The following is a 13419-nucleotide window of genomic DNA, read 5'->3' as shown; positions in this document are numbered from 1 at the left end:
GATTCGAGGAGACGAGAATGAAATTCCTGAAAGTTTTTGCGGGCATGGCTGACATGAAGCGTCCGCTTGCGACGATTGTGGCCACGCTGGCACTGGCGCTTGGGCTGTTTGCCGCGCCGGCCGGCGCGCAGAACAACAAGGCGCAGGAAATCGCCAACCACTTCTCCAGCATCAAGACGATGATGGGCGATTTCGTGCAGTTCGGTCCGCGCGGCGACCAGACCGGCGGCAAGTTCTACATCGCCCGCCCCGGCAAGGTCCGCTTCAACTATGACGCCCCCTCGCCGATGCGCGTGATTTCCGATGGCCGCACCCTCGTTGTCGGCAACATGAAGCTCGGCACCTGGGACCAGTATCCGCTGTCCAAGACGCCGCTGGCACTGCTGCTCAACGACAAGATCGACCTGACCGGCAAGATGGTCCGCAGCGTCAAGCAGGACCCCGATCTCGTGACCATCGTTCTGGGCGACAAGTCGATCTTCGGCGATTCGACCATCACCATGATGTTCGACCCCGCCACCAACGACCTGCGCCAATGGACGATCACCGACGCGCAGGGCAAGGAAACCTCGGTCATGATCTACAACGTGAAGGCTGGCGTCGATTTTGCCGAAAGCGTCTTCGCGCTGCCCTATGACCAGATGAAGCCGACGGCTCCGGGCAAGTAAACGCCGCTGAATTTGTTGGACATCCACGCCATCACCGAATAGGTCCTGCCGGAGAACCCCTGCAGGACCTTTTTGTCATGACCTTCACGCTTGCCACCTGGAACATCAACTCCGTGCGGCTGAGAATGCCGATCGTCGGTGAGTTCCTCACCCGCTTCCAGCCGGACATTCTGTGCCTGCAGGAAATCAAGTGCCGCGACGAAGAGTTTCCCTATGAGGCCTTCCGCGAGCTCGGCTATGTACACATGGCGGTGAGCGGCCAGAAGGGCTATCACGGCGTCGCCACGGTCGCGAAAGCCAGGATCGACATCCACGAGACCCGCGATTTCTGCGGCGTCGGCGACAAGCGGCACCTCGCGGTCGATTTCGAACATGCCGGCCGCAATATCCGCCTGCACAATTTCTACGTTCCCGCCGGCGGCGACGAACCGGACCGCACGATCAACCCGAAATTCGGCCACAAGCTCGATTTCATTGAGGAAATGCGGGCCATGCGCGCGCTCGACGGCACCGGCCGCTCCTCGATCCTCGTCGGCGACCTCAATATCGCGCCGCTCGAACACGATGTCTGGTCGCACAAGCAGCTGCTGAAGATCGTCAGCCATACGCCGATCGAGACCGACGGACTGAAGGCGATCATTGCAGAAGGCGGCTGGTCGGACCTGATGCGAGAGAAATTCCCCGAGCCGCAGAAGCTCTACACCTGGTGGAGCTATCGCGCCAAGGATTGGGACGCCGCCGACAAGGGCCGCCGGCTCGACCATATCTGGTCCTCGCCCGATCTTGCCCCGCATGTCACCGACATCGAAATCCTGCGCGAGGCGCGCGGCTGGACGCAGCCGTCCGACCACGTTCCGGTGATCGCCCGCTTCGCATTTTAGTCAAAAGCCGCGCCCTGCAAATATTGACTCTTCGCCAAAAGAGCGTATGAGCAGCAGCGGAAAAGGACGGGCCAATGCTTTCGTGTGACCAACACATGTCCGGCATGATTGACGCAGCGCTTTGCGACTGCGGTGCTTTCCGTTCTTTCGTTTCCAAAACCAAGGCCAAAACGACGACGACGAAAACCGTCTGACGTCTCTGGCCTGCCGCTCTCTCCCCGGCCCGGCCGGGGACAGGAAACCTGATTTCGGTCAGGTTCCCCCCTCACCGGACGAGGAGAGAAAAGAAAGAGAGCGAAGACATGGGTTTCAAGATTGCAGTCGCGGGCGCAACCGGCAACGTAGGCCGGGAAATGCTCAACATTCTGTCCGAACGCGGCTTTCCGGCCGATGAGGTCGTGGCGCTGGCGTCCAGCCGTTCCGTCGGCACGGAAGTGTCCTTCGGCGACAAGACGCTGCGGGTTTCCAATCTTGAGAATTACGATTTCTCCGACACCGACATCTGCCTGATGTCGGCCGGCGGCGACGTTTCGAAGAAGATGTCCCCGAAGATCGGCGCGCAGGGCTGCGTCGTCATCGACAACTCCTCGGCATGGCGCTACGATTCCGAAGTGCCGCTGATCGTTCCGGAAGTGAACCCCGACGCTGTTGAAGGCTTCACCAAGAAGAACATCATTGCCAACCCGAACTGCTCGACCGCCCAGCTCGTCGTCACGCTGAAGCCGCTGCACGACTATGCCAAGATCAAGCGCGTCGTCGTCTCGACCTACCAGTCGGTTTCCGGCGCCGGCAAGGACGGCATGGACGAGCTGTTCAACCAGACCCGCGCCGTCTTCGTCGCCGATCCGATCGAGACCAAGAAGTTCACGAAGCGCATCGCCTTCAACGTCATCCCGCATATCGACGTCTTCATGGAAGACGGCTACACGAAGGAAGAGTGGAAGGTTCTGGCCGAGACGAAGAAGATGCTCGATCCGAAGATCAAGGTGACCTGCACGGCCGTGCGCGTTCCGGTCTTCATCGGCCACTCTGAGTCGGTCAACATCGAGTTCGAAAACGAGATCACCGCCGAAAAGGCCCGCGAAATCCTGCGCGAAGCCCCCGGCTGCCTCGTCATCGACAAGCATGAGAACGGCGGCTACATCACGCCTTACGAATGCGCCGGTGAAGATGCGACCTATATCTCGCGCATCCGCGAAGACGCCACCGTCGAGAACGGCCTCAACATCTGGGTCGTTTCCGACAACCTGCGCAAGGGTGCCGCCCTCAATGCCATCCAGATCGCGGAACTGCTCGTCAACCGCGGCCTGATCAAGGCCAAGCGCAAGGCTGCCTGATCGGCACATTTCGCTCTCCGCTCCGCCGCAATTGCCGGCGGGGCGGAGCAGTCACCGAAATTTGATGGCCTCCACCGACGGGCCAGGTTGCGAAAAGCCACCATTTTCGCTCAATGAAGGCACGGCATCTTGATGCAGACCTTGAGTCGGTTCACTCGACAGAGATTGCGAATATGGGGCGCGGCTGCGCCGTTCTTTAAAAATGGGGGCGTTGAATGAAATTTTCGAAATGGTTGGGCCTGTCTGCAGCGCTGATGGTCACGGTTGCCTTTGCCAATCCTGCCGAGGCTGCGAAATGTGGAAACAACAGCGCCGGCTTTGAAGCCTGGGTGCAGGAATTCAAGGCGGAAGCTGCCAAGAACGGCATCAAGCCATCGGTTCTCGACAACGTATTTTCCAACGTTCACTACAACGTACCCACCATTCGCGCCGACCGCGGCCAGCACAGCTTCAAGCTCTCGCTCGATGCGTTCATGAAGAAGCGCGGCTCCGCCGGCATCGTTTCGCGCGGCCGCGCCATGCTGAAATCCAACGCTGCCCTCTTCAACAGCATCCAGAGCCGCTTCGGCGTTTCGCCCGGCCCGCTGATTGCCATCTGGGGCATGGAAACCGGCTTCGGTAGCTACATGGGCGACCAGCACACGCTGTCGGCAGTCTCGACGCTCGCCTATGACTGCCGCCGCACGGCATATTTCACCGACCAGCTCTATGCCGCACTGAAGCTCGTGCAAGCCGGCACGCTGTCGGTCAACTCCACGGGCGCCGCCCATGGCGAGGTTGGCCAGACGCAGTTCCTGCCGAAGAACGTGCTGCTTTACGGCGTCGACGGCGACGGCGACGGCCGCATCAATCTGGCTGGCTCGAAGGCCGATGCGCTGGCCTCCACCGCCAACTTCCTCAAGGGTCACGGCTGGCGCGCCGGTGCCGGCTATCAGCCGGGTGAGCCGAACTTCGGCGCCATCCAGGGCTGGAACGCCGCGACCGTCTATCAGCAGGCCATCGCCATCATGGGCAAGCAGATCGAAGGTCACTGATCTCGCTGCGACCTGGGAAAACGAATGAGAAATGCCCGGTGACCTGAGGTCGCCGGGCATTCTTTTTTTGAGGTCATGCGCTGACCGGCTCAGAGCTTCGGGCGGATGAAATCGCCGCTCGCCGCATCCATGATCCAGAGCTCGCCGGTCGAAATGTCGAACCAGGCGCCATGAAGCCGCATCTTGCCGGCGTCTTCGAGGATCTTCACGCACGGGAAGGTCCGGAGATTCAGCAGCGAGTTGCGGATGGAGACGCGCTCCAGCGCCCGCTGCCGCTCGGCCGCCGTCAGGATGCCGGCGCTGCGGATCTGTTCGGCCGGCTCATCGAGCAGGCCCATCCACTTGCCAATGAAATCGCCCGGCGAAAGCGGCTCTGTCGAGGGCGACAGCGCTGCGCCGATGCCGCCGCAACGGCCATGACCCATGACGATGATGTCGCGGATCTTCAGCCCCTGCACGGCAAATTCGAGCGCGGCGGATGTCGAGTGGTAATTCCCGTCCGGCTCGTAAGGGGGCACGAGATTGGCGACGTTGCGAACGACGAAAAGCTCGCCCGGTCCGCAGTCGAAGATGGTTTCCGGGGCAGCACGCGAGTCGCAACAGGCGACAATCATGGCCTTCGGTTTCTGACCGTCCTTGGCCAGGTTCTGGTAGCGGTCGCTCTCTTCAAGGTAACGGCCGCTCATGAACTTGCGATAGCCGTTCAGAAGTTCGTCAGGAAACTGCGCCAAGGTGATCCGCCTTTGCTGGACTGAAGCCAGCCATCCTTAGCATTCGCAGCAAACGTCAATCAAGGCGCGGGCTCATTATCGAGCGGGGTGATGGCGACATTGCGCCTGCGAAGCGAAACGGGGCTGACGAGATGCCGGATCGCAACGCTTGCCATCGGCGTGCTCAGCGATGCCGCCTCGGCCTGAAGCAGGAGTTCATCCGAGCCTGCGCGGATCGAGCGGGCGGCCACTTCGAACACGCTGGAGGATGACAGGCGAAGCGCCTCCTCAGCCGAACGGCCCTCAACGACATGCGACAGCAGGAGCGCAGAAAACAGGTCGCCCAGACCGTTTGGCGCGGCATCGAGCGCCTGATGCTCGGCCAGAACCTGACGGTCGCCCTCGACCAGGAGATTGGCGATCGCCCCCTTCATCATCGCATGGGCAGACGTGGACACGACACGGGCAATGCCTGTGAGGCGTGCGGCGGCGGCAATGCCGGCATTGTCGTCAACGGGCGCGCCGGCCAGCCAGCCGAGTTCGAACCGGTTGGGGGTCGCGAGATCCGCAAGCGGCAGCAGCTCATCGCGAATGGCGGCGGCAACCGCCTCGGCCACATAAAGTCCGCCCGCATCGCCAATGACCGGATCGCAGAGATAGAGAAAATCGGGATCCGCCGCCTTGAAGGCGCGAATGAGATCAGCCGCAGCGCGAACCTGTCCGGCATCGGCGAAATAGCCGGTCATCGCGGCGCGGACCTCGCCCCGCCATTTCGATCCCTTCAGGTCTTCGAGTGCACTGGCAAAGGCCGCCGTTTCCACCGGGATGCGCGTCGAACGCCCATGGCCCGGATGCCAGGGCAGGATGACGGTCGGCACCGACCAGACCGCATGCCCGCGCGATTCCAGCGCAAAGACCGCAGCGCGGTTGCCAACGCCACCCCGGATGACGTGGCTCGAAATCGACAGGATCGTCTTCTTCTGGTCCAAACGCATTACTCCGCTTCAGGGCTCTGTGATCACCCGCTCTGGGTCGCATGTCAACGTTTCGGCTTTATTGCAATTTCGGCAAAAAATCGCAGCGCTCGTGCAAAAATGCTTAAAAACGATCCGGAAATGGCAGAAATGTCATGAAAATCGCCGAGAATCTGACGGAAAGTTACGAATTTCGCCGATTTTCACATTCGGCTCAAAAAATTCATGTTTTCTGATATGGTTCCGTACAAATCATCGGGAGGACGTTTCATGGCAGGCCGCAGCAACCCCAAGCGCGACAAGGTTCTGGAGGCAGCCCGGCAGGCCGCCAAGGCTGCGGACTTTCCAGCGATCGATCCCATCATCCTCTACGGCCGGGCAAGCGCCGACGACATCGAGGCCTATGGCCCCGACATGCTGCTTGCCGGGAGCGCGCATGCCGCAGCCGAGATCGCTGCCTGGGACGGCAAGGGTGCGCGCGTCACGGTCGCCAATCTCGACGCCGTGGCGCCGGATGGCGTGGCCGCATCGGTCCTCTCCGTCACCGATCGCAACATGCCCTTCCTGTTCGACTCCGTCATGGGCGAACTGACCAGCACGCATCGCGACATCTTCATGGTCGTGCATCCGATCCTGATCGTGGAAGACGGCAAGGAGCCGCGGCTTCATGTCAGCGACGATGGCAGCACCCCGGAAAGCCGCGTCAGCCACATGCAGATCCATCTGACGCGCGTCGCGCCCGACACAGCCAAAGCGCTGATCAAGCGCATCGAGAGCGTGCTGGAACAGGTGCATCTCTCCGTCCGCGACTGGCGCAAGATGGTCTCGACGCTCGACCATGCGGTCGAGGGCATTCGCGCGCAGGATTCGCGACGCCGCGAAAAGGAAGAATCGCTTGCCTTCCTCGACTGGCTGCGCGCCGACAATTTCACCTTCCTCGGCATGCGCGAATATACCTATTCCGGCAAGGGCGCGGAGGCGACGGTCGAGCGTGGCAAGGGTGCGGGCCTTGGCATCCTCTCCGATCCGGAAGTCCGCGTGCTGAGGCTCGGCAAGGACGCCGTGACGACGACGCCGGAAATCATCGAATTCCTCGAAGGTCCGGACTATCTCATCGTCACCAAGGCGAATGTCAAATCCGTCATCCACCGCCGCGCCTACATGGACTATGTCGGCATCAAGCGCTTCGACAAGCATGGCGATGTGATCGGCGAACTGCGCATCGTCGGCCTCTTCACTTCCACGGCCTATACGCAGGGCGCCTCGCAGATCCCGCTGCTGCGCTCCAAGGTCGACAAGGTGGTGCGCCATTTCGGCTATGCGCCGGACAGCCATTCCGGCAAGACGCTGATGAACGTGCTGGAATCCTACCCGCGCGACGACCTTTTCCAGATCGACAGCAACCTGCTTGCGGGCTTCTGCGAACAGATCATGGATCTTTCCGACCGGCCGCGCGTGCGGGTTCTCGCCCGCATCGACCATTTCGACCGCTTCGTCTCTCTCCTCGTCTATGTGCCGCGCGAGCAATATGACTCAGAGGTGCGCGAGAAGATCGGCAACTATCTGAAGACCGTCTATGACGGCCGCGTTTCCGCCTACTATCCTGCCTTCCCCGAAGGGGGCGTCGCCCGCGTCCATTTCATCATCGGCCGCTCCGGCGGCAAGACGCCGCGTATTTCGCAGGCCGAGCTGGAACGGGAAGTCCGCAGCATCGCCACCTCCTGGGAAGAACGCTTCAGCGCGCTTGCCGGCAGCCACGATTGCGCGCTGACCACCGGCCCGGATTTCCAGGCTGCCTTCGAACCGAAGGACGCCTTTGCCGATCTTGCGAAGATCAAGCAGGCCGTCACCCACGACGTCTCGGTGGAATTCTACCGTGCCGGCGGCGAGGCCTCCGAAGTGAGCCTGAAGATTTTCCATGGCGGCGAGCCCCTTTCGCTCTCGCGCCGCGTGCCGCTTCTGGAAAATCTCGGCTTTCAGGTGATTGCAGAAAGCACCTACGCGTTCCTGCTGCGCGACGGGGCTGAGACCTCGCCCGTTGTCCTGCACGATATGGAACTCGCGCATGCCGGCGGCCGCTCCATCGATCTGGCAACCGAACGCAAGCCGCTGGAGGAGGCGCTGCTGGCCGCCTTCAGCGGCGCCATCGACAATGACAGCTTCAACCGACTCGTGCTCACCAGCGGCCTGACGGCTCGCGAAGTCATGGTGATGCGCGCCTATGCGCGCTATCTGCGCCAGACGCGGATCGCCTATTCGCAGGGCTATATCGCCGACACGCTGAACAAATATCCGGAGATCACGGCGCGGCTCTTCGCGCTCTTCGTCAACCGGCTCGATCCCGCCGCCTCAGCCAAGCAGCGCGGCAAGCGCGAGGACGACATCGTCGCAGATATCGAGGAGCGCCTTGCCTCCGTGCCTAGCCTCGATGACGACCGGATTCTGCGCCGCTACATCAACGTGATCCGCGCAACGCTGCGCACCAACTATTTCCAGAAGGGGCTCTACGGCCTGCCCCGCGCCACGCTCGCCTTCAAGCTCAACCCGCATGAGATCGACGGCCTGCCGGAGCCCAAGCCCTTCCGCGAAATCTTCGTCTATGGCGCCGAGGTCGAGGGCATCCACCTGCGCTTTGGCAAGGTCGCGCGCGGCGGTATCCGCTGGTCGGACCGCGCCGAGGATTACCGCACCGAAGTTCTGGGCCTCGTGAAGGCACAGCAGGTCAAGAACGCCGTCATCGTGCCCGTTGGCGCCAAGGGCGGCTTCTATCCGAAGCGCCTGCCGGCGGGCGGCAGCCGTGACGCCATCTTCACCGCCGGAACGGAAGCCTACAAGACCTATATCCGCACGCTCCTCTCCGTGACCGACAATCTGGAAGGTGCGGAGATCGTTCCGCCCGAAAAGACTGTCCGCCACGACGGCGACGACCCCTATTTCGTTGTCGCGGCCGACAAGGGCACGGCGACCTTTTCCGACACTGCCAATGCGCTGGCGCAGGAAGCCGGCTTCTGGCTCGATGACGCCTTCGCCTCGGGCGGCTCGGCGGGCTATGACCACAAGAAGATGGGTATTACCGCGCGCGGCGCCTGGGAAACCGTCAAGCGCCATTTCCGCGAAATGGATATCGACATCCAGTCGACCCCCTTCACCGTGGCCGGCGTCGGCGACATGTCGGGCGACGTCTTCGGCAACGGCATGCTTCTGTCGCGCAAGATCCGCCTCGTCGCCGTCTTCGATCACCGCGATATCTTCATCGATCCCGATCCGGACATGGCGGCCTCGTTCGCAGAGCGCCAGCGGCTCTTCAACCTGCCCCGTTCGAGCTGGCAGGACTATGACCGGTCCAAGCTCTCCAAGGGCGGCATGATCGTCTCGCGCAACGAGAAATCGGTGAGCCTGACGGCAGAGGCAGCAGCCACCATCGGCCTGCCCAAGGGATCAGCCACGCCTTACGAAATCATGACCGCCATCTTGAAGGCGGAGGTCGATCTTCTCTGGTTCGGCGGCATCGGCACCTATATCCGCGCGGCCTCCGAAACGGATGCCGAAGTGGGCGACCGCGCCAACGACCCGATCCGCGTGGCCGCCGCTGAGGTGCGCGCCAAGGTGATCGGCGAAGGCGCCAATCTCGGCGTCACGCAAAAGGGCCGCATCGCCTTCGGGCTCAAGGGCGGCCGCTCCAATTCGGATGCGATCGACAATTCCGCCGGCGTCAACACCTCCGACGTCGAGGTGAATATCAAGATCGCGCTGGCCAGCGCCATGCGGGACGAGCGCCTGACGCGGCCGAAGCGCAACAAGCTTCTCGCCTCGATGACCGACGAGGTCGCAGACCTCGTGCTGCGCAACAACTATCTGCAATCGCTGGCAATTTCGCTGACCGCCAGGCGCGGCCTTGCCAATGGACGCGAACTCGGCCGCTTCATGACGCGGCTGGAGGCTGACGGCAAGCTCGACCGCAAGGTGGAGAACCTGCCCGATGAGCAGACGATGGCGGAACGCTATGCGTCCGGGCACCCGCTGACGCGCGCCGAAATCGGCGTCCTGCTCTCCTATGCCAAGATCGTGCTCTTCGATGCGCTGATCGCCAGCGACCTGCCGGACGATCCCTGGCTCGGCGGGCTGCTCTCCGACTACTTCCCCGCCGGCATGCGCAAGGCCTATGCGGATGACATCGCCCAGCATCGTCTTCGCCGCGAGATCATCGCCACGGCACTTGCCAACCATGTGATCAACCGCGGCGGTCCGGCCTTCGTCACGACGCTTTCGGATGTGACGGGCGCGAGCCCGGCGGAGATCGTCAAGGCCGCCATCATCGTCCGCGACGGCTTCGGCCTGCCGGCGATCTGGCGCGAGATCGACGCGCTCGACACGATCATCCCCGGCAATCGCCAGAACGAGCTTTATGCACTGACCGAGGAGGTCTATCGCACCGCCACCCGCCTCGTGCTCAAGGCGGGCATGATATCCGGCTCTCTGGAGGAGGCCGCCAGCCGCCTGCAGAAGACGATGAAGGCGCTGAAGGGCAAGGCGCTCACCCTGCTTTCGCCCGCCGCCCGGCGCGATGCGGAAGACAGCAAGGCGCAGCTGACGGAGATTGGCGTGCCCGAAGCGCTCGCCAGTGACCTGACAGGTCTGAAGGCCCTCGTCCTCGTGCCCGAGATTGCCCTTGTCGCGGAAGCCTCGGGCGACAGCTTGGACCGTGCCGCCGACACGTTCACCGGGGTCACCGAGACCCTTCGCATCGGCCGCCTGCTGTCGCCGGCCAACCCGGTCACCACCGCCGACATGTATGAGGAGCAGGCACTCGCCCGCAGCCTCGACGACATTTCGTCGGCACGCCGGGCGATCGCCGTGCAGGTGCTGACTGATGCCAAGGGCGGCAAGGCGCCGCTCAATCAGTGGCTGATGACGCATGAGACGACGCTTGCGCGCATCACCGGCCAGCTCGCCTCCATCACCGAAAGCGGCGACCTGACGCTGGCCCGCTATGTGCTCGCGGCAAGCCTCCTCAACGACCTTGCGGTCGGCAAGGCGGCGTGACACAGTCCCCCGCAATTTGAGGCATGTTTGCGGGGAACATCAATGGTCAATGAGGCGGTGAAAGTCCTTGAAGACGCACCGAAAACAACCCGCCGGGGCATTCTCGGCTGGATGTTCTTCGACTGGGCGGCACAGCCCTATTTCACCGTCGTCACCACCTTCATCTTCGGCCCCTATTTCGTCTCGCGGCTGACGGACGATCCGATTTCCGCGCAGACCCATTGGAGCAATGCGGCAACGATCGCGAGCTTCATTATTGCGATCTTTTCGCCCATTCTGGGTTCCATTGCCGATGCGACGGGCGCCAAGAAGAAGTGGATCGGCTTTTTCGCGATGATCCAGATCGTGTCGCTGACGATGCTGTGGTTCGCCGCCCCCGGCTCGCCGATCGTCTACCCGATGATCTTCTGGATTCTGGCGACGCTCGCGGCGGAATTCTCCATCGTCTTCAACGATTCCATGATGCCGCGCCTCATCCCGGAAAAGGATGTCGGCAAGATTTCGAACCTTGCCTGGGGGCTTGGCTATCTCGGCGGCATGATAGCGCTGTTTGCCGTCATCCTTCTGCTGGCGGGCGACCCGGCGACCGGCAAGACGCTGATCGGCATACCACCGCTCTTCGGTCTCGACCCGAATCTGGGCGAGGATGCCCGCATCACCGGGCCGCTCTCCGCGCTCTGGTATTTCATCTTCATCCTGCCGATGTTCTTCTTCACGCCCGATGTGAAAAGCACCGGCGTCAGCATGGCCAAGGCGGTCAAGGACGGGCTTGTCGAACTGAAATTCTCTCTGGTGGAACTGGCGCGCACGCGGCGCTATCTCGCCCGCTTCCTCATCGGCCGCATGATCTATCAGGACGGCGTCAATGCGCTCATCGTGCTCGGCGGAGCCTTTGCCGCCGGCATGTTCCACTGGGCGACCATCGAGATCGGCATTTACGGGATCATCCTGAACATTGTCGCCATCGCCAGCAATGTCATCGCCGGCTGGCTCGATGGCAAGCTGGGCTCAAAGCGTGTCGTGGTCATGAGCCTGATCAGCCTGTTGATCGCAACTATCGGGATCATCTCGACCGACCAGGCCTCGACCCTTTTCGGCCTGATCTCGCTGTCGACGACGGATAACGGTGGTCTGTTCGGCACGGCCGCCGAGAAGATCTTCATCCTCTATGGGCTGCTGATCGGCATCGCCTTCGGTCCCGTTCAGGCCTCGTCGCGCTCCTTCATGTCGCGCAGCATCAAGCCGGAGGAGGCGGGCCGCTATTTCGGCATCTATGCGCTGTCCGGCCGCGCCACGAGCTTCATGGCGACACTCGCCTTCTCGATCGTCACTGCGGCAACAGGCTCGGCCCATCTCGGCATGGCGACGATCATCGTCTTCCTGGTGGTCGGACTGGCCATATTGCTGGCGACGCCCTATCCGGCGAAAGACGGGCAATGAAAAAGGCGGCCCGAAAGCGGCCTCACATTCTCAACGCGAACGGAACCGGCTGACCTTACTCCGCCGCTTCCGTCTTCCGGCCGAAGCGCTTCTCGATATAGTCGGCGACCAGCCCCTCGAAATCGGCGGCGATATTCGGCCCGCGCAGGGTCATCGCCTTCTGCCCGTCGATGAAGACGGGCGCCGCCGGCGTCTCGCCAGTGCCGGGAAGCGAGATGCCGATATCGGCATGCTTGGACTCGCCCGGCCCGTTGACGATACAACCCATGACGGCGACGTTGAGCGCTTCCACGCCCGGATATTTCTCGCGCCAGACCGGCATGTTCTTGCGCAGGTCGCCTTCGATCTTCTGGGCGAGTTCCTGAAAGACCGTCGAGGTCGTGCGGCCACAGCCGGGGCAGGCGGCCACCACCGGCAGGAACTGCCGGAAACCCATGACCTGCAACAGCTCCTGCGCCACGATGACTTCGCGCGTGCGATCGCCACCTGGCTCCGGCGTCAGCGACACGCGGATCGTATCGCCAATGCCCTGCTGCAACAGATAGCCCATGGAGGCAGACGAGGCGACAATGCCCTTGGAGCCCATGCCGGCTTCGGTCAGACCGAGATGCAGGGCATGATCCGAGCGCGCGGCGAGCATGGAATAGACCGCGATGAGGTCCTGCACCTGGCTGACCTTGGCGGACAGGATGATCTTGTCGCGCGACAGGCCAATCTCTTCCGCGAGCTCGGCCGAAAGCAGGGCAGACTGCACGATCGCCTCGCGCGTCACCTCGCGCGCCGTCAGCGGCGAGCCGTTGGCGGCATTTTCATCCATCAGCTTGGTGAGCAATTCCTGGTCCAACGAGCCCCAGTTGACGCCGATGCGCACCGGCTTCTGGTAGGCAATCGCCTTCTCGACGATCTCGGCGAACTGCTTGTCCTTCTTGTCCTTGAAGCCGACATTGCCGGGATTGATGCGGTATTTCGCCAATGCCTCGGCGCAGGCCGGATGATCGGCGAGCAGCTTGTGGCCGATATAGTGGAAGTCGCCGACCAGCGGGACATCGAGGCCAAGACGCTCCAGCCGCTCGCGGATCTTCGGAACGGCAGCGGCACTCTCGTCGCGGTCGACGGTGATGCGGACGATTTCGGAACCGGCGCGATGCAGGGCTGCGACCTGCGCCACCGTGCCGTCGATATCGGCCGTGTCGGTATTGGTCATCGACTGCACGACGACCGGTGCGCCGCCCCCGACAATAACGCCGCCGACGTCTACGGCAACGGAAGCGCGGCGCGGTTTCGGATCGTACGGATTGCTCATGGCTCGGGCTTTCAACGGGAATTGATGCT

Annotated in this window: 9 protein-coding genes; 6 read left to right on the top strand and 3 right to left on the bottom strand. The window is 62.5% G+C overall.

What is annotated here, in order from left to right; all coding sequences use genetic code 11:
* The first annotated feature begins 17 nt into the window (after positions 1-17).
* The 4 genes from LQK84_RS17395 (at position 18) to LQK84_RS17380 (ending at position 3920) form a co-directional block, all read left to right on the top strand.
* Positions 18-668: an outer membrane lipoprotein carrier protein LolA gene (locus LQK84_RS17395; RefSeq protein ID WP_230829993.1), complete on the top strand. Its 651-nt coding sequence runs from the start codon at positions 18-20 to the stop codon at positions 666-668.
* 77 nt (positions 669-745) lie between these two features.
* On the top strand, positions 746-1549 hold the full coding sequence (locus LQK84_RS17390; protein ID WP_230829992.1) for an exodeoxyribonuclease III: 804 nt from the start codon (positions 746-748) through the stop codon (positions 1547-1549).
* A 302-nt stretch (positions 1550-1851) separates the two neighbouring features.
* Complete coding sequence (locus LQK84_RS17385) at positions 1852-2886, top strand: aspartate-semialdehyde dehydrogenase (protein ID WP_230829991.1); 1035 nt, start codon at positions 1852-1854, stop codon at positions 2884-2886.
* Positions 2887-3101: 215 nt separating this feature from the next.
* A complete protein-coding gene (locus LQK84_RS17380; protein WP_230829990.1) occupies positions 3102-3920 on the top strand; it encodes a lytic murein transglycosylase in 819 nt (272 codons plus the stop codon).
* A gap of 89 nt (positions 3921-4009) precedes the next feature.
* On the opposite strand, the gene LQK84_RS17375 is transcribed toward LQK84_RS17380, so the two are convergent.
* Complete coding sequence (locus LQK84_RS17375) at positions 4010-4606, bottom strand: carbonic anhydrase (protein ID WP_230830072.1); 597 nt, start codon at positions 4604-4606, stop codon at positions 4010-4012.
* Between the two features lie 104 nt (positions 4607-4710).
* Positions 4711-5625, bottom strand: coding sequence for a pyridoxal kinase (pdxY, locus tag LQK84_RS17370; protein ID WP_230829989.1), 915 nt, complete (start codon positions 5623-5625; stop codon positions 4711-4713).
* Between the two features lie 249 nt (positions 5626-5874).
* Between pdxY and LQK84_RS17365 the strand changes: the two genes are divergently transcribed.
* Positions 5875-10647, top strand: coding sequence for an NAD-glutamate dehydrogenase (locus LQK84_RS17365; RefSeq protein WP_230829988.1), 4773 nt, complete (start codon positions 5875-5877; stop codon positions 10645-10647).
* Between the two features lie 42 nt (positions 10648-10689).
* Entirely contained in the window at positions 10690-12087 is a 1398-nt protein-coding gene (locus LQK84_RS17360) for an MFS transporter (protein ID WP_230829987.1), read from the top strand.
* A gap of 55 nt (positions 12088-12142) precedes the next feature.
* Here LQK84_RS17360 and ispG read toward each other — a convergent pair whose 3' ends face one another.
* Positions 12143-13390, bottom strand: coding sequence for a flavodoxin-dependent (E)-4-hydroxy-3-methylbut-2-enyl-diphosphate synthase (gene ispG, locus LQK84_RS17355; protein WP_230829986.1), 1248 nt, complete (start codon positions 13388-13390; stop codon positions 12143-12145).
* Positions 13391-13419: the final 29 nt, after the last annotated feature.

This window comes from Rhizobium sp. C4 (genome assembly GCF_021026315.1).
In the GTDB taxonomy this organism is placed as follows: Bacteria; Pseudomonadota; Alphaproteobacteria; order Rhizobiales; family Rhizobiaceae; genus Ensifer_A.
Note: the sequence above shows the minus strand (reverse complement) of the source record. Positions and strands in the feature narration are given on the sequence as shown.

Excerpts from the sequence above, each read along its gene's own strand:
- LQK84_RS17375 (WP_230830072.1), bottom strand. The coding sequence starts at position 4,606 with ATGAGCGGCCGTTACCTTGAAGAGAGCGACCGCTACCAGAACCTGGCC.
- LQK84_RS17395 (WP_230829993.1), top strand. The coding sequence starts at position 18 with ATGAAATTCCTGAAAGTTTTTGCGGGCATGGCTGACATGAAGCGTCCG.
- ispG (WP_230829986.1), bottom strand. The coding sequence starts at position 13,390 with ATGAGCAATCCGTACGATCCGAAACCGCGCCGCGCTTCCGTTGCCGTA.
- LQK84_RS17365 (WP_230829988.1), top strand. The coding sequence starts at position 5,875 with ATGGCAGGCCGCAGCAACCCCAAGCGCGACAAGGTTCTGGAGGCAGCC.
- pdxY (WP_230829989.1), bottom strand. The coding sequence starts at position 5,625 with ATGCGTTTGGACCAGAAGAAGACGATCCTGTCGATTTCGAGCCACGTC.
- LQK84_RS17380 (WP_230829990.1), top strand. The coding sequence starts at position 3,102 with ATGAAATTTTCGAAATGGTTGGGCCTGTCTGCAGCGCTGATGGTCACG.
- LQK84_RS17390 (WP_230829992.1), top strand. The coding sequence starts at position 746 with ATGACCTTCACGCTTGCCACCTGGAACATCAACTCCGTGCGGCTGAGA.
- LQK84_RS17360 (WP_230829987.1), top strand. The coding sequence starts at position 10,690 with ATGGTCAATGAGGCGGTGAAAGTCCTTGAAGACGCACCGAAAACAACC.
- LQK84_RS17385 (WP_230829991.1), top strand. The coding sequence starts at position 1,852 with ATGGGTTTCAAGATTGCAGTCGCGGGCGCAACCGGCAACGTAGGCCGG.